Origin of the sequence: Bacillus songklensis, assembly GCF_042649685.1 — a bacterium.
In the GTDB taxonomy this organism is placed as follows: domain Bacteria; phylum Bacillota; class Bacilli; order Bacillales; family Bacillaceae_H; genus Bacillus_BA; species Bacillus_BA songklensis.
In genome coordinates this window covers 346,807-369,043 of the sequence record NZ_JBHRZT010000020.1, presented here as the reverse complement: position 1 = coordinate 369,043, position 22,237 = coordinate 346,807, and the positions used below count along the sequence as shown (strand labels likewise).

The window sequence follows — 22,237 nt, the reverse complement described above, 5'->3', positions numbered from 1 at the left end:
CGTTCATACTAAACAAGAACATGCATCTTGATTGAAAAGAGAGGTGAGCGAAAGGGATGAAACCTTTTGTGCCACAGCTTGTTTATATAGAACCGCGAGCGCTTGAATACCCTTTGGGGCGTGAACTGAAAGAAAAATTTGAGAAGATGAACATTGAGATAAGGGAAACAACTTCCCATAACCAGGTAAGGGGGCTTCCAGGAGAGACGGAGCTTCAGCAGTATCGAGTAGCAAAATCAACACTGGTGGTGGGAGTGAGAAAGACATTGAAATTCGATACATCCAAGCCTTCAGCTGAATATGCCATTCCGCTTGCGACTGGATGCATGGGGCACTGTCATTATTGTTATTTGCAAACAACACTCGGCAGTAAGCCGTATATTCGTACGTACGTAAACTTGGGTGAAATTTTTGAGCAGGCGCAAAAATACATGGATGAACGCGCTCCCGAAATCACTCGATTTGAAGCTGCCTGTACGTCTGATATCGTCGGACTTGATCATTTAACCCATTCCCTTAAGAAAGCGATCGAGTTTATTGGCCAAACCGAATATGGGCGCCTGCGCTTTGTAACCAAATACCATTTTGTCGATCATTTACTTGATGCCAACCATAATGGCAAAACACGTTTTCGTTTTAGTGTTAACTCCCGTTATGTTATTAAAAACTTTGAGCCCGGGACATCTTTATTTGATGAACGGCTGGAAGCAGCAAGAAAAGTTGCAAATGCCGGATATCCGTTAGGTTTCATCGTGGCTCCGATTTACATGCATGATGACTGGCAGGAAGGTTATTTCGAGTTATTTGAGCGTTTATCGAATTCCTTACAGGGGCTTGATTTGCAAAATTTAACATTTGAATTAATTCAGCATCGCTTTACAAAACCGGCAAAAAAGGTAATCGAAAAGCATTATCCGAAAACGAAACTGGAAATGGATGAAGAAAAGCGCAAATATAAATGGGGACGCTACGGTATCGGCAAATACGTTTACCCAACGGAAGAAGCACAGGATTTGGAAACAACGATGAAGAAATATATACATCAATTTTTCCCTGAGGCGGAAATTCAGTATTTCACATAGATAAAATAGCGTTAAACTTGTCATTTCAATGGTTCTATAGTAAAATTTCATTGATTGTCTTTTGAAAAAAATACAAAACATTGGAAATTTATTTAATGACTGATAAAAAAGTCGGGACATAGAAATAAAGAGTAATATTGGAGGAGATGTCATGCCTACGCCAAGTATGGAAGATTACATTGAACAAATTTATATGCTGATTGAAGATAAAGGATACGCCCGTGTATCTGATATCGCAGAAGCATTGGCAGTTCATCCCTCCTCAGTGACCAAAATGGTGCAAAAGCTTGATAAAGACGAATATTTGATTTATGAAAAATATCGCGGCCTGGTGTTAACATCAAAAGGTAAAAAAATTGGTAAGCGTTTAGTATATCGTCATGAATTATTAGAACAGTTTTTACGTATCATTGGCGTTGATGAGAGCAATATTTACAGGGATGTAGAGGGAATTGAGCATCATTTAAGCTGGAACTCTATTGACCGTATTGGGGACTTGGTCCAATATTTCGAAGAAAATCCAAACAGCTTGGAAGAACTTCGAAATGTTCAAAAACGAAATGAAGAAGAACAAACTTCTTCCTCGTAACATCACCGTTAGAGAAGGGATTAGCACGCTAGTCCCTTCTTTTTTATGTGCATTTTTGCATAATCGAAAGTCCATGTGATTACTAATGTAAAGGAAGGCGGTTACCAGAGGAGGGAACACATGTGTATATAGACGGTGTGTTTTCTGGGGGAGGGATTAAGGGATTTGCGCTCATCGGAGCATTGCAGGCAATTGAGGAACGAGGTCTTTTATTCCGGCAGTTAGCCGGGACGAGTGCAGGCGCCGTTATTGCGGCTTTTATTGTGGCAGGTTATACGAGTCATGAAATTTTTAACATAATGAATGAAACAGAGCTGGAGGACTTGCTGGATGAAAGACGAACCTTTCTTCCTTCGGGATTGACGAAATGGTTTTGCTTATATTGGAGATTAGGTCTTTATAAAGGAGAAAAGCTGGAAAAGTGGCTGGAGTGTAAGCTAAAGGAAAGAGGAATCCATACGTTTGCTGATTTGCCCCATCATTCTTTAAGAATTATCGCCTCTGATTTAACAAACGGCAAAATTATGGTCCTTCCCGACGATTTGCCGCAATACGGTATCTCGCCTCATACATTTTCTGTAGCCAAAGCGATTCGGATGAGCTGCAGCCTTCCGTATTTCTTTGAGCCGGTCAAGTTGAAAAGTCCGAAAGCAGGGGCGAGTATTGTGGTGGATGGAGGGGTGCTGAGCAATTTTCCCATGTGGTTATTCGATAGTGACACAAGGCCGAAGGTAAGACCGGTGTTAGGGATCAAACTTAATCCAAAAGAAGAAGAGCGGGAAAAAAATCATATAAAAAATGCCATCGATCTATTTGGTGCCTTATTCGAGACGATGAAAGATGCACATGATGCGAGGCATATTTCTACACGCCATGAAAAAAATATTATTTTCCTCCCGGTTAATCAAGTGTTATTAACAGAGTTTCAGCTTTCAGAGGAAAAAAAGCTTGAACTTATCGAATTGGGAAAGGAGCAAACTTGCCGTTTTTTGGAACAATGGTCCTGTTAAAAAAGAAAGACCCGGCATCGGAAATCCTATAGCATGAAGGATTTTTCTGCCGGGTCTTTTCAGTAAAAACGTTTTTGCCTGTTTATATTAAACTTATGGGCAGTCGCCTTCGATTTTCTTGCTAAAAGAAAGCACGGTTTTTCTTCTTGCCTTTTTTTCCTTCAATTACGGTTAAATGAGTTTCTTTTCTCTTTTTAATAGTGTGAAGTTTATTGGGGCGCTTACTCTTTTTTAAACTGCGAACATCGGCTTGTTTTTGTGTTCGTTCCCTTAACCTTGATTTGGACTGTTTGACCGCACGGATATAATCTTTGTTTTGCGATCCTTGCTGTCCCGCCCGAAGAATATAAGTGAAAAAGACATAAATGATGAGAAGGAACATCAGTGTAAAACCAATGGTACGCAGCATGCTTGTTGGTTCATTGATGAGTTTATAGAGAAAGCCCACTACTCCTAATACGATAACACCATATAATAAAGATTTGATTAAGGGACGTCTCATCATGTTCACCTCCTGATATGTTAAAAGAAACAGCATCACATCGTTCGGTCGTGTGCTTGCCTTACACTGAAGAGAAAAGGCGTAACAGACCTTTTGCATTAAACAACTTTATTTTCATTAGCAGAAGCATTGTGCTCGCTTTCTGCTCTTAACAGTTCCTTAAATGAGGCAATAGCTACTTCTACCTGATCGTCTGCTGGTTCTTTTGTTGTAAGGAGCTGAAGCCAAAGGCCGGGATAACCTAAAAAACGTAGTACGGGTACATCGCACAATTTGTTTGTAAACTGGAGTACCTCAAATGAAATGCCGAGTACAACAGGGATTAAAGCAAGTCGATTGATAATACGAACCCATAAAGGATCTGTGGGAACAAGCAAATAGACAAACATTCCAATGACCACTGTAAATAAAATGAAGCTGCTGCCACATCGATAATGAAGTCTGGACTGTGCTTGAACGGCTTTTATGGTTAACTCCTGGTTGTTTTCGTAAGCATTAATGACTTTATGTTCCGCACCGTGATATTGAAACACCCGTTTAATTAAAGGGGTGTGGGAAATGGCATAAATATATCCAACCAATAATAGCAGTTTGAATAAACCTTCTATTAAAATTTGGGATAAGTCGGAGGAAAAGACCGGTCTTGTTAACTCGGCTAAAAAAACGGGGAGGAGTGTAAATAACACTTTACCAAACAAAAAGGAAATAACTCCAATCGTTGCAATTCCGAGAATTAACGTTAGTTTTGATTCTTTCTTTTCCTTCAAACGATAGTCTTCATTTGGATCTAAATCAAACCTTTCTGATGAAAAGTTTAAATGTCTCGATCCATTTGCGCTTGCCTCAATAATAGCCGCAATTCCTCTCAAAAAGGGAATTTTTTTTAGAGCAGTCAGCACTTTATTGGATTTGCGCGGGGAATGAAAATAATCGATTGATTGATCTTTTCGTCGAACTGCTGTAACGCACGTATGTTTTCCCCCAAACATCACGCCTTCAATCACAGCTTGACCACCGTATATCGGTTTTGGCATTTTAGACATGTGTAACACCAACCTAACTAAACAAATTAACTTATTATTGTTATATTCTACAGCAAATCGAAATAAACCTCTAGGTCGATGTATGTTCGATGTATGTTATATATTGTAACCAAAAAAATTCCATATAAATCCACTCTCTATAAAAAAATTACTCTAAAGGAAAAGAACAAATAGAAATGGATGTTACGGTTCATACTATGGCTAGAGGTGAGTGGTCATGGCAAAATCAAAGAAAAGCGGACAAGAGAAAGGGCAGTCTATGTCATTTCTGACAAAAGTAGTCGTTATCGGTTTTGTTGGTGGACTATTTTGGAGCTTCCTTAGCCATTTGGCATACATTATTAATTTAACGGAAATTAGCCCAAATTTAATTTTAAAGCCGTGGGCATTAGGTGCATGGAAAGACAAATGGCCTGGTATGGTTATTAGTATCCTGCTCATAGGGGTTATCTCGATTATTGCTGCACTTATTTATTTTGCTGCATTAAAACGGTTTAAAAGCATGTTGGCAGGCATTATTTATGGAGTGGCTCTTTGGGCTCTTGTTTTCTATGTGTTAAATCCACTTTTCCCTAATCTAAAGACGGTGAGAGAGTTGGAATTGAATACGATTATTACTACAATATGCTTCTATATTTTGTATGGTGTCTTTATTGGGTATTCCATTTCTTTTGAAGCGGCTGAACTAGAAGCTGCTACACAATCAGAGGGAGCGATTGAGTAGTGAGAATAGTCCGCTTTTATGATAGAATGTTCTAAAGATGAACATTCTTTTTTCTATGCTTTTATCAAAGGGGAAAACGATGATGAAAAAGATATTGGTTATAAATGGTCCTAATTTAAATCGTTTAGGATCACGCGAACCGAGTGTGTATGGTTTGCAAACGCTGGCTGATTTGGAACATCGGTTGCAAGAGATTGGCGGACAGCAGGGTGTAACAATTAATTGCTTTCAATCCAATCATGAAGGAGCCATTATCGATCGAATTCATGAGGCAGACAATTCATATGATGGGATTATCCTAAATCCTGGCGCATTCACTCATTATAGTTATGCGATTCGTGATGCCATCGCAAGCATTTCCGTTCCGGTTATCGAAGTACATATTTCAAACGTTCATGCAAGAGAAGCGTTTCGCCATCAATCGGTCACTGCTCCTGTTACGAAAGGCCAAATTGTTGGATTGGGGCTCTATGGATATGAAATGGCCTTACTTGCTTTGTTAAATGAGGGAAAAGGAGAGAAGTGAAATGGAAAAATTAACGAAACTGCGTCAAGCGTTCCAACATCAAGGGATTGATGGAATGCTTATTACGAGCGGTTATAATCGTCGTTACATGACGAACTTTACAGGCACTGCAGGAGTTGGCTTAGTTTCAGAAGATAAAGCGGTTTTTATCACGGATTTTCGTTATGTGGAACAAGCGGGCAAGCAAATAGAAGGATTTGAAATTGTTCAGCATAAGGGTTTAATCGTAGAGGAAATTTCAAAGCAAGTGGAACGACTAGGAATCACCAAGCTCGGATTTGAGCAGCAGCACGTAACATTCGCTGAATTCACTTCCTACAAAACAAATATTCGGGCACAACTTGTTCCTATTTCCGATATCATGGAAAAGTTACGCTTGATAAAGAATGATTCAGAGATTAAGATATTAAAGGAAGCGGCAAAAATTGCAGATGCAGCGTTTGAACATATTTTAGGCTTTATACGTCCGGGTGTGACAGAGCTTGATGTATCAAACGAGCTTGAATTTTTTATGCGCAAGCAAGGGGCCGCGTCTTCATCGTTTGACATCATTGTAGCCTCGGGATATCGCTCTGCTTTACCGCATGGAGTTGCAACAAACAAAGCAATTGAAAAAGGCGAATTTGTTACACTCGATTTTGGAGCATACTATAAAGGATACTGTTCGGATATTACACGAACAGTTGCAGTTGGAGATGTAACCAATCAGTTAAAAACGATTTATGATGTTGTGCTGCAGGCTCAGCTCCGGGGCATGCAGGGAATTAAAGCAGGGATGACAGGAAAAGAAGCGGATGCGCTTACTCGTGATTATATTACCGAAAAAGGATATGGCGAGTATTTTGGGCATTCTACGGGGCATGGGCTAGGTATGGAAGTGCATGAAGGTCCCGCTTTATCGATGAGGTCTGATACGGTTTTAGAGCCTGGTATGGTCGTAACCGTAGAACCAGGAATCTACATAGCAAACGTCGGCGGTGTCAGAATTGAAGATGATACCATCGTTACGGCAGAAGGTAACGAATCGTTAACTTACTCAACAAAAGAACTAATTATTTTATAATATGTAGGAGGATTCATTAAATGATTTCAGTAAACGATTTTCGTACAGGTTTAACAATTGAAGTAGATGGAGGCATTTGGCGCGTATTGGATTTCCAACACGTAAAACCAGGTAAAGGTGCGGCATTCGTGCGCTCTAAATTACGTAACCTGCGTACTGGTGCCATCCAAGAGAAAACATTCCGCGGCGGTGAAAAAGTAGCGAAAGCACAAATCGATAACCGCAGAATGCAATATTTATATGCAAACGGCGATCAGCACGTATTCATGGATAATGAAAGCTATGAACAAATCGAGCTTCCTGCAACACAAATCGAATACGAATTAAAATTCTTGAAAGAAAACATGGAAGTTTCCATCATGATGTACCAAGGCGAAACAATCGGTATCGAGCTTCCAAATACGGTTGAGTTAAAAGTAACGGAAACAGAGCCGGGCATTAAAGGTGACACAGCTTCAGGCGGTTCTAAACCGGCTACCGTGGAAACTGGTTTAGTTGTTCAAGTTCCATTCTTCGTAAACGAAGGCGATGTGTTAATCATTAATACAACAGACGGTTCTTATGTATCACGCGCCTAACATTTGAATCCATATAAATAAAGGGGCCATGAATAAAGAGCATTCATGGCCCCTTTATTCATGCACAAGGATTTGTCGAGCCTTGTTAAATCCTTATGCGGACCCCTTTGCAGCTTGCTTGTGGTGAGTGAAAAAGACATTCATACTGCAGCAGGGGCAGTGCATATTTTAGATTGAAAATATAAATAATTACAAAAGATCCCTGGTGATTTCATCCCCAGGGATCTTTTATTTTGAGAGACCTTTCATAAATGGAGATGAGCGGCATAGGCTTGTACTAGGGTTTTTCCCTGAATATTTTAATGTACAGTAGGAGGAGCAAATGAAGCGCTTGTTGTCTCATATGGATTCAACCGTTTTAACAATGGCTGTATTACGTTTGGTTTCTGCATCTGTCGAGTTTACGGCGGCGATACTTATCTTTCTGAATAATGATGTGAAAAAGGCACTGTTCATTAATGGACTATTAGCGATGGTAGGTCCTATTGTGATGGTGGCTTCATTCTCAATAGGCCTTATCTCGGTGGCCGATCAGTTATCGGCCGGAAAGCTCGTCATGATTATAGTGGGAGTCGTATTTATTTTAATCGGAGTTTTTAAGTGAATAAAGCAGGTGCTTTGCTGGACAACTGATAGTCATAAAGGAGGCAAGCCTGCATACATTGAGAATAATGATAAATGGTGAGGGGATTTCGATGATGAACGAAATTTTACGCATGCTCCCTAAAGATCTTGCTGACATTTCCTCCAAATTTGTAAATGGTGATTCCGGCTCTTTAGAGGAAATCCGCATTCGTGTTGGGCGTCCGCTTGAATTCATTGTAAAAGGAAAGGCCCACTTTTATCCGTGCCTTGCATCAGAAGAAGACGCAAAATTTATTTTAAACAAGTTAAGCCAATTTTCTATTTATATGATTGAGGAGGAACTGAAAAAAGGCTATGTCACCATCGAAGGCGGTCACCGAATCGGTCTGGCGGGGAAAGTCATCACGGAAAACGGAGCGGTTAAAGTGATTCGAGATGTGACTTCTTTTAACATTCGGGTCGCAAAAGAAAAAAAGGGCATCGCCGTCCCGCTTATTTCTTATTTATATGAAGAGAAATGGCTGAATACAATTATCCTTGGTCCGCCTCAAACGGGAAAAACGACAATGATTCGTGATTTAGCTAGAATCATCAGCTCTGGAATGGAGCAAAAGGGGATTTCTCCTATTAAGGTAGGGGTTGTCGATGAGCGTTCAGAAATTGCAGGATGCGTTAAAGGTGTTCCTCAACATACGTTTGGCCCAAGGATTGATGTGCTTGATGCATGTCCAAAGGCAGAAGGCATGATGATGATGATCCGGTCGATGAGCCCGGATGTCATTATAGTAGATGAGGTTGGCAGGCAGGAAGATTGTGATGCTGTATCAGAAGCAATCCATGCGGGTGTGCGTCTTATGATGACCATTCATGGTTATAACATAGAAGATTTATGTAAACGCCCGTCGCTAAAAGCGCTGCTGGATAGCCAGAGCTTTGAGCGGTTTGTTGTTTTATCAAATGAAAGAGGCCCGGGAACGATACGACAAATTTATAATGAGAGATTTCAGCCGATGCTGCATGGTTATATAGACAAGGGGGAAGCGATATGAAGCTGTTTGGAGCCGTTTTTATTTTACTCGCTTCTACATGGATGGGATTTGAGATGGCAAAGCAGTTGAGTGAAAGGCCGAGACAGCTTAGGCAGCTAAAGACCGCTTTGCAGTCATTGGAAGCCGAAATCATGTACAGCCATCGACCATTGCGTGAGATCGCGTTATTGCTGGCGGTCCAGCTGCCTAAACCTTTATGCTTTCTGTTCGAAGGGTTTGCATCGAGATTAGAGGAAGAGGAGGAAGGCGTAAAACACGCCTGGGAAACAAGCCTTGAAGAGACCTGGAATCAAACAGCATTGAAACAAGGGGAAATGGAAGTGTTAAAGCAATTTGGCGAGACTCTTGGCCAACATGATCGATATTCACAGCAAAAACATATTTTACTTGCTCTTTCGCATTTGGAGAGGGAGGAAAAGGATGCAATAGAAAGACAAGCACAATATGAAAAAATGGTGAAAAGTCTTGGTTTTCTATCTGGGCTATTACTTGTCATTCTACTGATGTAGCTAATAGGGGGAAAAACAGATGAGTGTAGATATGAATACAATCTTTCAAATTGCGGGCATCGGCATTGTGGTTGCCTTTCTTGTCACAGTTTTAGAGCAAATGGGAAAGAAAGATTACGCGAACTGGGTCACATTAATCGGATTTATTTATATTTTATTCATGGTCGCTTCCATTGTGGAAGACTTGTTTAAAAAGATCAAGGCTGTCTTTCTATTTCAGGGATAAAGGGGGGATGCGCCATTGAAATGATTCAAATTGTCGGTTTGGGTTTAGTGGCTACATTTTTGGCGCTCATCATCAAAGAACAAAAGCCGTCTTTTGCATTTTTGCTCGTCGTGTTTGTCGGGTGCGTCATCTTTCTATTTCTAGTAGATCAGATCTATGAAATCATTCGCATGATTGAAACGCTTTCCGTTAATGCACAAGTAAATATGGTGTATGTAGAGACCATTTTAAAAATCATCGGGATTGCTTATATTGCTGAATTCGGTGCTCAAATAACAAAAGATGCCGGACAGGGAGCCATTGCTTCCAAAATTGAGCTGGGAGGAAAAATTTTGATCTTATCGATGGCTATCCCGATTTTAACGGTTATTATTGAAACAATCATTTCGATGTTACCAAATTAATAGAAGTTTTGCGGTGGGGTGAATACATGAAATCGTTTAACAAGAAGTACTATATCCCTCTCTTTTTTCTTCTCTTTTTTTTTATCCCACAAACGGTACAAGCTTCTCCTGCGCAACAAGAGACAGTTGATGAGCAAACGGTACAAGCTTCTCCTGCGCAGCAAGAGACAGTTGATGAGCAAACGGTACAAGCTTCTCCCACACAACAAGATCTTGTGAATGAACAAATCGATAAGCTTGGAATTGAGGGAATTAAATCGTTTTGGGATGATATTTTAACGAAGTATGGAGGGTTTCTTCCGGAAAGTCAAAAAGGTAGCTTATACGAGTTCTTAAAGGGGGAAAAGGATTTTTCTCTTCAGGAATGGCTGGCGGGATTTGTAAAGTTTTTTTTTCATGAGATTATTGCAAATGGCAAACTTCTTGGAACTTTGCTGATGCTCACGGTCTTTAGCGTGTTTTTGCAAAACCTGCAAAGTGCCTTTGATCAGAAGGCGGTTAGTAAAGTGGCCTATGCACTTGTATATATGGTGCTCATTATTATTGCTTTAAATAGTTTTCACGTAGCCATTTCTTATACGACTGAAGCTATTAAAACGATGGTCCAGTTCATTTTGGCTCTCATTCCGTTATTACTGGCCCTAATGGCGTCGTCAGGCGGGATTTTATCGGCTGCATTTTTTCATCCAATCATTATCTTCCTCATGAATACGAGTGGATTGCTCATTCAATACGTCGTCATGCCGTTCTTGTTTTTATCCGCTTTGTTAAGCATCGTAAGCACACTGTCCGATCAATATAAAGTGACACAGCTCGCACAATTGCTGCGCAATATCAGCATCGGATTGCTTGGAACGGTGTTGACGATCTTCTTGGGAGTGATTTCCGTACAGGGAGCCACTTCAGCCGTCGCGGACGGGATCACGATTCGAACAGCCAAATTCATTACCGGAAATTTTATCCCTGTTGTGGGGCGGATGTTTACAGATGCGACAGATACAGTGATGGGGGCATCCTTGCTGCTAAAAAATACGATTGGAATGGCGGGTGTCGCCATCCTCTTGCTGATTGTGGCATTCCCGGCTTTAAAGGTGATGTCACTGGCCATCATTTATAAATTGGCAGCCGCTCTTTTGCAGCCGATAGGAGGCGGGCCTGTCATCACATGCTTAAGTATTATTAGTAAAAATATTATTTATATTTTTGCGGCACTTGCCGTTGTATCATTAATGTTTTTTCTATGCTTAACAGTCATTATTACAGCAAGTAATGTGACGATGATGATTCGATAAAGGAGAGATAGAGTTGGCAGCGCTTACACAATGGATTGCGAATATTATTTTATTTATTTTACTGGCAACAATCATTGATATGCTCCTTCCCAATTCTAGTTTGCAAAAGTATGCCAAGATGGTAATCGGCTTGCTGTTGCTGCTGATTATGATCACGCCGGTTTTCCAGATTCTTCATGTCAATGTAGATAAATTGCTTGCTTCTATGAATCTATCTCAATCATCCGAAGAAAAAAATACAAAAAATTTGATGGAATCAAAGAAAAAAGAAATACAAGCCTCCCAACATGCATATATTTTAGAACAAATGGCTGTCCAAATGGAGACAGAGGTAAAAGAGGAGTTGATGGAACAGTATGGTGTAGCAATTGAGGATATTGTGATTGATATGGAATCTTCTAATGAAAACAGCACCTATGAAGACATCACGTCCATTCACGTAGCCGTTCACCCAAAAGGGGAAGAAGCTGTATCTGCTATTAAGATTGTTTCCATTGATACCTCCAAGCCGATCCAAACTGAACGCAAAAATAGAGACGAGCAGAAAATCAAATCATTTCTGGCCAATAAATGGGGCATTCAAGAAGGAAAAATTGCTGTGACATTGGAGGAGGGGTTAAAAAAAGATGCGCAAGGATGACGGCATTTTTTCATCGATTCGGCGCTTGTTTTCGTCATCACAACAACCAGTATCCGAGAAAAAGAACCCAAAGTTATTGTATGTGATTTTACTGCTTGGGGTAGGGGCTGCCTTTATGCTCATAAGCAACACCCTGTCATCGCCTAATTCGATGACGGAAAAAGTTTCCTCAATCGTACCGGTAAGCGGAGAGAAAGATACTCCCGTATTCGGTCAAAAAGAATCCGCCCATTCAAAAGCGATGGTCGATTACGAGGACCGCTATGAAAATCAATTAAGAGAGGCGTTACAAAGCATTGCCGGAGTGGATGACGTGGAGGTTGTTGTCAATCTGGATGCAACTGAATCCCGAGTTTACGAGAAAGATAAAGTGACGCAAAATCAATCGACGGATGAAACAGATCGTGAAGGCGGCAAAAGAAAAGGGGAGGATAGCTCTACAGATGAAAAGCTTGTCATTATCCGAAACGGCGATCAAGAAAAGCCTGTCATTATCAAAACAGAGAAACCGAAAATTAGAGGTGTGTTAATTGTAGCGAAAGGAGCAGACAATATTCAGGTCAAGAAATGGATCGTTGAAGCCGTCACTAGAGTATTGGATGTTCCAAGTCATAGAGTGGCTGTATTGCCTAAAAAGTCTAAGGGGGAATAAAAAATGTTATTAAAAAAGCAAACCGTTTGGTTATTAACAATGCTCAGCTTAGTCGTTGTTCTATCTGTTTACTATATTACTTCACCAGAGGCACCGCAAGAAAATATGGCTTTAGTAGAAGATGAAAAGAAAAATGATGAAAATATAGCGGTAGAGGAAAAACAGCCTGTCCAGGAGCAAACAGAGCAAAAAGAAATCACGAAAGATGCTGATCCAAAAGGAAAACAAGAGGATTCCGCTCAATCTGAAAAAAATTCAGCGGTTATTTCCAGTGTAGAAAGCGATGAGATGTTCACGGCGCTGCGTTTGGAGATTGAAGATGAGCGAAATAAACTGCGTGAAGAGTTGCAAGACATTGTAGCCTCTACTGATGTGTCAGCCCGGCAGAAGAGTGAGGCGATGGATAAAATGCAAGAGCTTACAGATGTAGCGGCTAAAGAAGCAGTGATTGAAACATTGATTAAATCAAAAGGGTATGAAGATGCACTCGTAAGAGCAGACGGCGGTGAAGTTCGCATTACAGTCAAAGCAAAAAATCACTCGCGTGCGCAAGCAAATGAAATCATCCAACTTGTAAGAGGCGAGTTGGGTTCAAAACAGGTAGCGGTAGAATTTGAACCTGTTAAGTAAGGTGAACCTTCCATTAATTGAACTGTCGTCCATTAGAGCGAGAGAACATAAAAATTTTTGCCGATTGTGAGAAACAATCGGTTTTTTTATGCTACAATAAACATGTTATGAGAATATAATTTCTTATTATAGTACCTAGTCTTAATCCAACAAAAATTTCTATTTCATACCAATCCTCATGTTGAATTGGTATGAAAATATATCGTATCATGAATGTAAGCATGATCATTTTGAGATAGGGAGTGTCAGATGTGTTGAAAATCCAAGAAATTCGTGAACTCATTAAACTAGTGGATTGTTCCACCATTGAAGAATTTGTTTATGAAAAAGATGGAACAAAGGTAAAAATGAAGAAGAAGGGAGCACTTGTAACAAACCAAGTTGTCGCAGTTCCAGCGGCAGAACAAGTTGTACAAGCGGCTTCGCAAGCTGGGCAGCCAGCACCGGTTATCAATCAACCGGCACCAAAGCAAGAGACACCTTCAGCTCTTGAAACGGATGAGAAGAAGGAAAATAAAGTAGAAGCAGATGAGTCTTTACATAAAATTACTTCCCCAATGGTTGGGACGTTTTACGCTTCTCCTTCACCAGATGCCCCTCCTTATGTAACGGCAGGAGATAAAGTGAAGAAAGATTCGGTTGTATGTATTGTAGAAGCGATGAAATTATTTAACGAAATTGAAGCGGAAGTAAACGGAGAAATTGTAGAAGTGCTTGTCCAAAGTGGTCAGCTTGTCGAATACGGACAACCATTATTTTTAGTAAAAGCTGAATAAGGAGCGCTTTTGTTATGATTAAAAAGTTATTGATTGCAAATAGAGGAGAAATTGCGGTACGAATTATACGTGCATGTAAAGAACTCGGTATCGAGTCTGTAGCTGTTTACTCAGAGGCAGACCGGGATTCTCTTCATGTGCAGCTGGCAGATGAAGCGTATTGCATCGGTCCTACATCGTCTAAAGACAGCTATTTGAATTTCACTAATATCATGAGTGTAGCAACATCAACAGGCTGTGACGCGGTTCACCCGGGATATGGCTTTTTGGCTGAAAATGCCGATTTTGCGGAGTTGTGCAGAGAATGTAACATCACGTTTGTCGGTCCAAGCCCGGAAGCGATTACGAAAATGGGGACGAAAGATGTAGCGAGAGAAACGATGCGGGAAGCAGGTGTTCCAATCGTCCCTGGTTCAAAAGGAATCATTGAGTCAGTCGAAGCTGCAACGGCTCTCGCAAATGAGATGGGTTATCCCGTGATCATTAAGGCAACCGCAGGCGGAGGCGGAAAAGGAATTCGGGTAGCAAAGAACGAACAGGAGCTTGAAAAAGGAATTCAAATCACCCAGCAAGAAGCTGCTACTGCATTTGGAAACCCGGGGGTATACATCGAAAAATATATTGAAGATTTCCGTCACGTCGAAATTCAGGTGTTGGCTGATAGTTTTGGGAACACCATTCACTTAGGAGAACGCGATTGTACCATTCAGCGCCGTTTGCAAAAGCTGTTAGAAGAAACTCCTTCACCAGCGCTGGACGAGTCTGTACGTCAGCAAATGGGCGAAGCGGCTGTAAAAGCAGCGCAGGCTGTTCAATATACAGGTGCGGGAACCGTAGAATTCATCTATGATTATCGTGAGAAGAAGTTCTATTTCATGGAGATGAACACAAGGATCCAAGTAGAGCATCCTGTTACGGAAATGGTAACAGGCATTGATTTGATTAAAGAGCAGATTAAAGTAGCAAATGGCGAAAAACTTGCTTATCAACAAGAGGATGTCCGATTTTCCGGATGGGCGATCGAATGCCGCATTAACGCTGAAAATCCTGAAAAGAATTTTATGCCATCTCCAGGGAAAATTAATATGTACTTACCGCCGGGCGGTTACGGAGTTCGGGTGGATTCAGCTGTTTATCCGGGATATTCCATCCCGCCTTATTACGACTCTATGATTGCAAAGCTCATTGTCCATGCCCCAACACGCGAGGAAGCGGTGGCAAGAATGAAGCGTGCATTAAGCGAATTTGTGATCGAAGGGGTAGCGACAACCATTCCGTTCCATTTAAAATTATTGAATCACGAAAAATTCGTTGATGGCGAGTTCAATACAAAGTTTCTTGAGTTACACGATGTCATGAATTCGTAGTATAGTATAATGTATTAGGAGGTGTCGTCCATGAGTGAAAACAACTTGTTACAAATGGGGCAAGATCAAAACACGTTGGGCAAAGTAGAGATCGCTCCTGAGGTTATTGAAGTCATTGCAGGAATTGCTGCCTCTGAAATTGACGGTGTAGCAGCGATGCGAGGCAACTTTGCAGCTGGTGTTGTTGAAAAGCTAGGCAAGAAAAACCATGGTAAAGGCGTCAAGGTCGAACTAGCGGAAAACAGCATTAAAGTAGATGTATATTGCTTTATGAAATTTGGGGTTTCCATCCCGACTGTAGCCCAAAAAGTGCAAGACAACATTCGTCAAGCCTTGAAAAACATGACGGCGTTAGAGCTTGATGAAGTCAACATCCATATTGTTGGTGTTCAATTCGACACACAAAAGCAAGAGGGAGAATCTGTCGACTCCATCTAAATAACGAAGAAAAGCGGAGAAAGCCTGCTTACTGGACAATTTCAACGCTCAATTTATATTTTCTTATATGACAAAAAAGACTTGCTTATATAAATAAGCAGTCTTTTTTCTTTGGTTGTGCTAAAGAGCAATGCTGATATTCAATATTTTTGGCTTATTCAGGTGCAATAGACATTTCACCTGCTTTCAGAGGAAGAGTGTAAAATACTGTCCTTGTACCATAGAAAAAGCAGTGTGGCATGATTTTTTGAGACGGGGAAAGGAAATAAATATAAGAAACGTAAAAAGTCTCAAAATACAGAATGTGTACGATAGCGGAAAAATTATGCTATTATCTTGTTAGACATTTCGATAAGTTTAGACAAAAGGAGAATGTAAGGAATGAAAAGACGTACAGCGCGTGAAAAAGCTTTACAAGCTTTGTTTCAATATGATTTAGGACAAATCGAGCCGATGGAGGCCATCCGAAATGTGCTTCAAACCGACGAAATAGATCCGTTTTTACAAAAGGTTGTATTAGGAACGATAGAGCATTTAGAGGAAATCGATGCGACATTGCGCAAGCATCTGGAAAAGTGGACGCTTGAACGTGTGGCGGCAGTGGATCGCGCGATTTTACGTCTAGCTGTGTATGAAATGATGTATGAAGAAGAGATTCCAACAAACGTAAGTTTAAATGAAGCGATTGAACTTGCAAAAAAATTCAGTGATTCTCAATCGAACCGATTTATTAACGGTGTTTTGTCAAAAGTGCTGCAAACCATGAAATAATGAATAAAATGTACTGTTTTTTTTGTGACAGAAATGAAATGTACGGATCTCTTTATTAAGGGAGATGGAAAAAGATGAGTGAGGTTAGATATTTAACCGTTACAGCTTTAACAAAATATATTAAGCGGAAATTTGATGTGGATCCCCACTTGCAAGATATTTGGATTAAGGGAGAGCTTTCCAATTTTAAGTTACATAGCCGCGGTCATATGTATTTTACATTGAAGGATGAAAATGCCCGCATTCAGGCGGTCATGTTTGCCGGTTATAATCGTGCCTTGACGTTTAGGCCTGAAGATGGGATGAAGGTGATCATACGTGGGGAAATTTCTGTTTACGAGCCAAGTGGAAATTATCAAATGTATGTAAAAGAAATGCAGCCTGATGGCATTGGTAATTTATATTTGGCTTATGAGCAGTTAAAGAAAAAACTACAAGATGAAGGGTTGTTCGATCCTGCTCACAAGCAGCCCCTTCCTTCCTATCCAAATCGCATTGGTGTGGTTACGTCACCGACAGGAGCGGCGATTCGAGATATTATTACGACCTTGAAAAGACGCTATCCGGTTGCCGATATTATTTTGATACCGGCTTTAGTGCAGGGGGAAAATGCGGCTCCATCCATTGTAAAGGCCATCCAAAGGGCCAATCATCTTGAAGATTTAGATGTTCTCATTGTTGGACGTGGCGGAGGATCCATTGAGGAATTATGGGCGTTTAACGAAGAAATGGTTGCCCGCGCGATTTACGAATCGAAAATCCCCGTCATCTCGGCGGTTGGGCATGAAACAGACTTTACCATTGCCGACTTTGTAGCGGATTTACGTGCTCCGACACCGACGGGAGCCGCTGAACTTGCAGTACCTCATTTAACAGAGGTGATGGAGCGCATTGAACAGCGTAAAATCAGGATGATGCGTGTCATGAGAGAAATTATGTCCTTTAATAAAGAAAGATTGAATCGTGCGCAAAAATCGTATGCTTTTCGTTATCCCCAAAAATTGTGCGAGCAAAAAGAGCAGGAATTAGACAAATTAATTGATCGATTGCATCGTGAAAGCAGAAGAAATATTGAAAGCAAAAAGGAAAGGTATCAGCAACTTGCCCATTTGCTTCTTCGCAATCATCCAAAAGAGAAGGTCAAGCGTTTGACGGAACAACATCAAATCTTGACGAAAGCGTTAGTGAAAGACATGCAGGCGATTTTAAAACAGCATCAAATGTTGTTTGTTTCGACTGCTTCCAAGTTAAATGCATTAAGCCCGTTAAAGACAATGGAGCGAGGATACAGTCTCGTTTATAATGAGCAGCAGCAGCTGGTGAAGAGTACAAAGCATGTTTCCGCAGGTGAGATGGTTCGTGTTCGTTTAACTGATGGGGATTTACACTGTGAAGTTGCAAAAGTGGAGGAGCGTTTTATAAATGAGTGATCAAAAAGCATATTCTTTTGAAGAAGCGATGAAAAAATTAGAAGAGATTGTGACAAAACTGGAAGAAGGGGATGTTCCTTTAGAAAAAGCGATTCAGCACTTCCAAGAAGGAATGGAACTTTCCAAATTTTGTCATGAGCGTCTACAACAAATCGAGAAACAAATGGAGCATGTTTTACGTGAAGATGGACAGCTTGAACCATTTGCAGTGCAGGAGGAAGAATAATTGTGAATGATGGGGAGTTTCAAGCTTATTTAGCGGAGGTAAAGGGGAAAGTTGAAAAAGAATTTCCAGCGATTGTTTCCGGTCTATCTTCACCCAAAACCTTGATAGAGTCCATGAATTACTCGTTAACAGCTGGAGGAAAGCGTATTCGCCCGCTATTAATATTTGCCACGTTACGTGCATTCGGGAAAGAAGAGGAGATTGGAATTCCGGCGGCTTGTGCAGTAGAGATGATTCATACGTATTCCCTCATTCATGATGACCTGCCGAGTATGGATGATGATGACTTGCGGCGCGGAAAGCCGACCAATCACAAAGTGTTTGGGGAAGCCATGGCCATTTTGGCCGGCGATGCATTGCTGACAAACAGCTTTCAAGTATTGGCCCAAGCCCGTCATCCCGATGTGTCGGACAGCATGAAATTGCGATTAGTAATCGAGTTGTCAAAAGCTGCTGGTGCAGAAGGGATGGTCGGCGGCCAGGTAGCGGATATGGAAGGGGAACAAAAAAAGCTATCTCTGGAAGAATTGGAGTATATTCATAAAAATAAAACCGGCAAACTGCTTTCTTTTTGTGTGAAAGCAGGAGCGATTTTAGCCGATGCGCCTGAAGCGCAGATGGAACAATTGAGCGAATTTAGTACCCATTTAGGTTTAGCCTTCCAAATCCGTGATGATATTCTCGATATAGAAGGAAACGAAGAGCAATTAGGTAAACCGGTTGGCAGTGATACGGAAAATGAAAAAACAACGTACCCGGCCTTGCTTGGAATGGAAGCGGCAAAAGAAAAGCTGCGTTTCCATATTGAAAAAGCAAAACAATGTTTGCGAAATGCGAATATCCAACATGAGATTCTAGAGAAAATTTGTACCTATATTGAGAAAAGAAATAGCTAAACGTCCATTTTATAAATTTACATTGAGTATAGTATGAAACTATGCTATAATTAAGGTGCTATTTTGTGGAAAATAGTGCATAGGTTTTATAAAAGAAGAATTTATCGGTGGCCGTTATCACATTTGTGTTAGCGGCTATTTTTTCACTTACAGTTTTTAAAATGGCGATTTTGATATATACGCATAAAACTTGTCACAATGAATAAAGGTAACTTATAACTAATGTACGAAAGCGAGTGATCCACTTGGATCTTACATCGATAAGAAACCCTCAGTTTTTAAAGAAGATGTCTAAAGAGGAGTTAATTCAGTTAAGCGGAGATATCCGCCAATTTCTCATAAACGAGCTGTCCGTGACTGGGGGACATATCGGGCCGAACCTGGGGGTTGTGGAGTTAACGATAGCCTTACATAAAGTGTTTAACAGCCCGAAAGACAAATTTTTGTGGGATGTTGGTCACCAGTCGTATGTTCATAAAATCCTCACAGGGCGCGCATGCGAATTTGCTACCCTTCGACAGTATAAAGGATTGTGTGGATTCCCAAAAAGAACGGAAAGCGAACATGATGTTTGGGAAACAGGACATAGTTCCACTTCTTTGTCGGCTGCAATGGGAATGGCAACGGCGAGAGATTTAAAGAAATCAAAAGAATACATCATTCCGATTATTGGTGATGGAGCATTGACTGGCGGAATGGCCCTTGAAGCGTTAAACCATATTGGTCATGAGCAAAAAGACATGATCGTGATTTTAAATGATAATGAAATGTCCATTGCACCGAATGTGGGAGCGCTTCACAGCATATTAGGCCGTCTTCGCACAGCCGGGAAGTATCATTGGGTAAAAGATGAGCTTGAAACATTATTGAAAAAGGTGCCTGCTGTTGGCGGAAAGCTGGCTTTTACGGCTGAACGGGTAAAAGACGGCTTGAAATACATGTTTGTGACAGGGATGTTCTTTGAGGATCTGGGCTTTACTTATCTAGGTCCTGTTGATGGGCATAATTTCGATGATTTATTTGAAAACTTACATTATGCCAAAAAGACAAAAGGCCCTGTGTTAGTGCATGTTATTACGAAAAAAGGAAAAGGCTATTTACCGGCTGAATCGGATAAAATCGGTACCTGGCATGGAACAGGCCCCTATAAAATCGAGTCCGGTGATTTCATTAAACCGGAAAGTGCCCCAATCGGCTGGAGTAAGCTAGTTAGCGATACGGTATTAAAATTAGCGCGGGAAGATGAACGCATCGTAGCAATTACACCTGCGATGCCGGTTGGTTCGAAATTGGAAAAATTTCAGCAGGAATTTCCCGATCGAATGTATGATGTGGGCATCGCGGAACAACATGCCGCAACGATGGCAGCTGGTTTAGCGACACAAAACATGAAACCATTTTTAGCCATTTACTCAACCTTTTTACAGCGTGCTTACGATCAAGTTGTACACGATATTTGCCGTCAAAATTTAAATGTGTTTATCGGAATTGATCGAGCCGGGTTGGTCGGAGCGGATGGAGAAACACATCAAGGTGTATTTGATATAGCCTTTTTGCGTCACATTCCGAATATGGTATTGATGATGCCAAAAGATGAAAATGAAGGACAGCACATGGTGTATACAGCCCTTCAATATAATGACGGGCCGATCGCGATGCGTTATGCACGAGGCAACGGATTGGGAGTGCCGCTCGATAAAGAATTAAGGCAGCTGCCAATCGGGAAATGGGAAGTGCTGAAAGAAGGGGATGATGCTGTTATTTTAACTTTCGGTACAACGATTCCGATGGCGATAGAAGCAGCAGCCTGCCTGGAAAAACAAGGTATTTCGGTGGAAGTGGTTAACGCGCGCTTTATCAAGCCTTTAGATGAAGAAATGCTTCATGCAATCTTTGCATCGGAAAGACCGGTTTTAACGATTGAAGAAGCGGTGCTTCAAGGGGGCTTCGGCAGTGCGGTATTAGAGTTTGCGGCTGATCATCGTTACTATCAGACGATCATTGACCGTATGGGAATCCCAGATCGTTTCATTGAGCATGGAAGTGTCAGCAAATTGCTGGAGGAAATCGAATTAACCACAACCGATGTAGTTAAACGCATTGAACAATTAGTGCAATCTAAACAAAGAGGACTTGAGGTAAGGTGACAAAAAAGGAAAGAGTCGATGTATTATTAGTTGAGCGCGGCTTGTCGGAAACAAGAGAAAAGGCAAAGCGGGCTGTGATGGCCGGCTTAGTATATTCCAATGAAGAAAGAATGGATAAGCCAGGTGAAAAAGTGGACCGCGATATTCCTCTAACAATTAAGGGAACGATAATGCCGTATGTAAGCCGCGGAGGATTTAAGCTGGAGAAAGCATTAAAAGAATTTGATCTTAGCGTAGAGGGGAAAATCTTGTTAGACATCGGGGCTTCAACAGGCGGCTTTACAGACTGTGCGCTTCAGAACGGAGCCAAAATGTCTTATGCCTTGGATGTAGGATATAATCAATTGGCGTGGAAACTGCGCCAAGATCCAAGAGTGGTCGTCATGGAACGGACGAATTTCCGCTATGTGACGCCGGCTGACTTGCAAGAAGGAATGCCGGATTTTGCTTCCATTGATGTTTCATTTATTTCATTGAGACTTATTTTACCTGTGTTAAAGAAACTGCTCGTCTCGGGCAGTGATGTCGTGGCGCTGGTAAAGCCTCAATTTGAAGCAGGAAGGGAACAAGTAGGGAAAAAAGGGATTGTTCGTGATCCTCGTGTTCATCGGCAAGTTCTGCAAGATATGGTGGACTTCTCTCTTAAGGAAGGCTACGATGTGATGAATGCCTCTTTTTCTCCCATTACAGGAGGGGACGGAAATATCGAGTTTCTTCTCCATTTGAAGTGGGCAGGAATGAAGGAACAAGGTGAAAACCGATTAAGTATGTCAACGGATGAAGTGGTGGCAAAGGCTCATGAAACATTAAAAGAAAAGAAATAAACCTCTTTGCCGGTGAACAGTAAAAAGCTGATAAACAGTAAAAAGCACTGCTCTAGATGGCAGTGCTTTGATTTCGTGTCATGGTTTGTAGGATGGAATCGTTTTAGCCTGTCAATGTAAAGGACGTCGCATACTTAGTCTTCGTTCTTATTAAAATGTGCGACAGTAGTGAATAATAAATAATTGAAGAAAATGAATTGCGCTACAAACAGGATTTAAGTAACATAAAAATATCAGGCATTTGACAAACAGTGTGGG

Annotated in this window: 27 protein-coding genes; 25 read left to right on the top strand and 2 right to left on the bottom strand. The window is 41.1% G+C overall.

Going from position 1 to position 22,237, the window contains the following annotated elements; translation table 11 throughout:
* Window positions 1-56 precede the first annotated feature (56 nt).
* The 3 genes from splB (at window position 57) to ACFOU2_RS04875 (ending at window position 2,681) form a co-directional block, all read left to right on the top strand.
* Window positions 57-1,082, top strand: a complete 1,026-nt coding sequence (splB, locus tag ACFOU2_RS04885; protein WP_377912754.1) for a spore photoproduct lyase — start codon at window positions 57-59, stop codon at window positions 1,080-1,082.
* A gap of 151 nt (window positions 1,083-1,233) precedes the next feature.
* Window positions 1,234-1,671, top strand: a complete 438-nt coding sequence (gene mntR, locus ACFOU2_RS04880; RefSeq protein ID WP_377912752.1) for a transcriptional regulator MntR — start codon at window positions 1,234-1,236, stop codon at window positions 1,669-1,671.
* Between the two features lie 122 nt (window positions 1,672-1,793).
* A complete protein-coding gene (locus tag ACFOU2_RS04875) occupies window positions 1,794-2,681 on the top strand; it encodes a patatin-like phospholipase family protein (RefSeq protein WP_377912750.1) in 888 nt (295 codons plus the stop codon).
* A 121-nt stretch (window positions 2,682-2,802) separates the two neighbouring features.
* On the opposite strand, the gene ACFOU2_RS04870 is transcribed toward ACFOU2_RS04875, so the two are convergent.
* Window positions 2,803-3,186 carry an SA1362 family protein gene (locus ACFOU2_RS04870; RefSeq protein WP_377912748.1) on the bottom strand — a complete coding sequence of 128 codons (384 nt, stop codon included), beginning with the start codon at window positions 3,184-3,186 and terminating at the stop codon, window positions 2,803-2,805.
* A gap of 95 nt (window positions 3,187-3,281) precedes the next feature.
* On the bottom strand, window positions 3,282-4,226 hold the full coding sequence (locus tag ACFOU2_RS04865; RefSeq protein WP_377912746.1) for a DUF1385 domain-containing protein: 945 nt from the start codon (window positions 4,224-4,226) through the stop codon (window positions 3,282-3,284).
* Between the two features lie 217 nt (window positions 4,227-4,443).
* On the opposite strand from ACFOU2_RS04865, the gene ACFOU2_RS04860 reads away from it, so the two are divergent.
* The 22 genes from ACFOU2_RS04860 to ACFOU2_RS04755 all read left to right on the top strand — a co-directional run bounded on the left by ACFOU2_RS04860 (window position 4,444) and on the right by ACFOU2_RS04755 (window position 21,979).
* Window positions 4,444-4,950 (top strand): YqhR family membrane protein, encoded by a 507-nt coding sequence (locus tag ACFOU2_RS04860; RefSeq protein ID WP_377912744.1) that lies wholly within the window; start codon window positions 4,444-4,446, stop codon window positions 4,948-4,950.
* Between the two features lie 82 nt (window positions 4,951-5,032).
* Complete coding sequence (aroQ, locus tag ACFOU2_RS04855; protein WP_377912742.1) at window positions 5,033-5,476, top strand: type II 3-dehydroquinate dehydratase; 444 nt, start codon at window positions 5,033-5,035, stop codon at window positions 5,474-5,476.
* Window position 5,477: 1 nt separating this feature from the next.
* A complete protein-coding gene (locus ACFOU2_RS04850; RefSeq protein ID WP_377912740.1) occupies window positions 5,478-6,539 on the top strand; it encodes a M24 family metallopeptidase in 1,062 nt (353 codons plus the stop codon).
* A gap of 20 nt (window positions 6,540-6,559) precedes the next feature.
* Window positions 6,560-7,117 carry an elongation factor P gene (gene efp, locus ACFOU2_RS04845; protein WP_377912738.1) on the top strand — a complete coding sequence of 186 codons (558 nt, stop codon included), beginning with the start codon at window positions 6,560-6,562 and terminating at the stop codon, window positions 7,115-7,117.
* A gap of 322 nt (window positions 7,118-7,439) precedes the next feature.
* Window positions 7,440-7,721 (top strand): YqhV family protein, encoded by a 282-nt coding sequence (locus ACFOU2_RS04840; RefSeq protein WP_377912736.1) that lies wholly within the window; start codon window positions 7,440-7,442, stop codon window positions 7,719-7,721.
* A 94-nt stretch (window positions 7,722-7,815) separates the two neighbouring features.
* Window positions 7,816-8,751, top strand: a complete 936-nt coding sequence (gene spoIIIAA / locus ACFOU2_RS04835; protein ID WP_377912734.1) for a stage III sporulation protein AA — start codon at window positions 7,816-7,818, stop codon at window positions 8,749-8,751.
* Complete coding sequence (spoIIIAB, locus tag ACFOU2_RS04830) at window positions 8,748-9,260, top strand: stage III sporulation protein SpoIIIAB (protein WP_377912732.1); 513 nt, start codon at window positions 8,748-8,750, stop codon at window positions 9,258-9,260. The genes spoIIIAA and spoIIIAB overlap by 4 nt, the downstream gene beginning before the upstream one ends.
* Before the next feature lie 19 nt (window positions 9,261-9,279).
* Window positions 9,280-9,486: a stage III sporulation protein AC gene (spoIIIAC, locus tag ACFOU2_RS04825; protein ID WP_377912730.1), complete on the top strand. Its 207-nt coding sequence runs from the start codon at window positions 9,280-9,282 to the stop codon at window positions 9,484-9,486.
* A 20-nt stretch (window positions 9,487-9,506) separates the two neighbouring features.
* Window positions 9,507-9,890, top strand: a complete 384-nt coding sequence (gene spoIIIAD / locus ACFOU2_RS04820; protein ID WP_377912728.1) for a stage III sporulation protein AD — start codon at window positions 9,507-9,509, stop codon at window positions 9,888-9,890.
* Window positions 9,891-9,916: 26 nt separating this feature from the next.
* A complete protein-coding gene (gene spoIIIAE / locus ACFOU2_RS04815; RefSeq protein ID WP_377912726.1) occupies window positions 9,917-11,182 on the top strand; it encodes a stage III sporulation protein AE in 1,266 nt (421 codons plus the stop codon).
* A 13-nt stretch (window positions 11,183-11,195) separates the two neighbouring features.
* A complete protein-coding gene (spoIIIAF, locus tag ACFOU2_RS04810; RefSeq protein WP_377912724.1) occupies window positions 11,196-11,822 on the top strand; it encodes a stage III sporulation protein AF in 627 nt (208 codons plus the stop codon).
* Window positions 11,809-12,474 (top strand): stage III sporulation protein AG, encoded by a 666-nt coding sequence (spoIIIAG, locus tag ACFOU2_RS04805; RefSeq protein WP_377912722.1) that lies wholly within the window; start codon window positions 11,809-11,811, stop codon window positions 12,472-12,474. The genes spoIIIAF and spoIIIAG overlap by 14 nt, the downstream gene beginning before the upstream one ends.
* A 3-nt stretch (window positions 12,475-12,477) precedes the next feature.
* Window positions 12,478-13,104, top strand: coding sequence for a SpoIIIAH-like family protein (locus ACFOU2_RS04800; protein WP_377912720.1), 627 nt, complete (start codon window positions 12,478-12,480; stop codon window positions 13,102-13,104).
* Window positions 13,105-13,355: 251 nt separating this feature from the next.
* Window positions 13,356-13,880, top strand: a complete 525-nt coding sequence (accB, locus tag ACFOU2_RS04795) for an acetyl-CoA carboxylase biotin carboxyl carrier protein (RefSeq protein WP_377912718.1) — start codon at window positions 13,356-13,358, stop codon at window positions 13,878-13,880.
* A 14-nt stretch (window positions 13,881-13,894) separates the two neighbouring features.
* Window positions 13,895-15,247: an acetyl-CoA carboxylase biotin carboxylase subunit gene (gene accC, locus ACFOU2_RS04790; protein WP_377912716.1), complete on the top strand. Its 1,353-nt coding sequence runs from the start codon at window positions 13,895-13,897 to the stop codon at window positions 15,245-15,247.
* A gap of 30 nt (window positions 15,248-15,277) precedes the next feature.
* Window positions 15,278-15,685: an Asp23/Gls24 family envelope stress response protein gene (locus ACFOU2_RS04785; RefSeq protein ID WP_377912714.1), complete on the top strand. Its 408-nt coding sequence runs from the start codon at window positions 15,278-15,280 to the stop codon at window positions 15,683-15,685.
* A 381-nt stretch (window positions 15,686-16,066) separates the two neighbouring features.
* Entirely contained in the window at window positions 16,067-16,456 is a 390-nt protein-coding gene (gene nusB / locus ACFOU2_RS04780) for a transcription antitermination factor NusB (protein WP_377912712.1), read from the top strand.
* Between the two features lie 74 nt (window positions 16,457-16,530).
* Entirely contained in the window at window positions 16,531-17,886 is a 1,356-nt protein-coding gene (xseA, locus tag ACFOU2_RS04775) for an exodeoxyribonuclease VII large subunit (protein WP_377912710.1), read from the top strand.
* Window positions 17,879-18,112 carry an exodeoxyribonuclease VII small subunit gene (locus tag ACFOU2_RS04770; protein ID WP_377912708.1) on the top strand — a complete coding sequence of 78 codons (234 nt, stop codon included), beginning with the start codon at window positions 17,879-17,881 and terminating at the stop codon, window positions 18,110-18,112. Before xseA ends, ACFOU2_RS04770 begins: the two co-directional genes overlap by 8 nt.
* A 2-nt stretch (window positions 18,113-18,114) precedes the next feature.
* Entirely contained in the window at window positions 18,115-19,008 is an 894-nt protein-coding gene (locus tag ACFOU2_RS04765; protein WP_377912706.1) for a polyprenyl synthetase family protein, read from the top strand.
* Window positions 19,009-19,253: 245 nt separating this feature from the next.
* Window positions 19,254-21,155, top strand: coding sequence for a 1-deoxy-D-xylulose-5-phosphate synthase (gene dxs / locus ACFOU2_RS04760; protein WP_377912704.1), 1,902 nt, complete (start codon window positions 19,254-19,256; stop codon window positions 21,153-21,155).
* Window positions 21,152-21,979: a TlyA family RNA methyltransferase gene (locus ACFOU2_RS04755; RefSeq protein ID WP_377912702.1), complete on the top strand. Its 828-nt coding sequence runs from the start codon at window positions 21,152-21,154 to the stop codon at window positions 21,977-21,979. The genes dxs and ACFOU2_RS04755 overlap by 4 nt, the downstream gene beginning before the upstream one ends.
* Window positions 21,980-22,237: the final 258 nt, after the last annotated feature.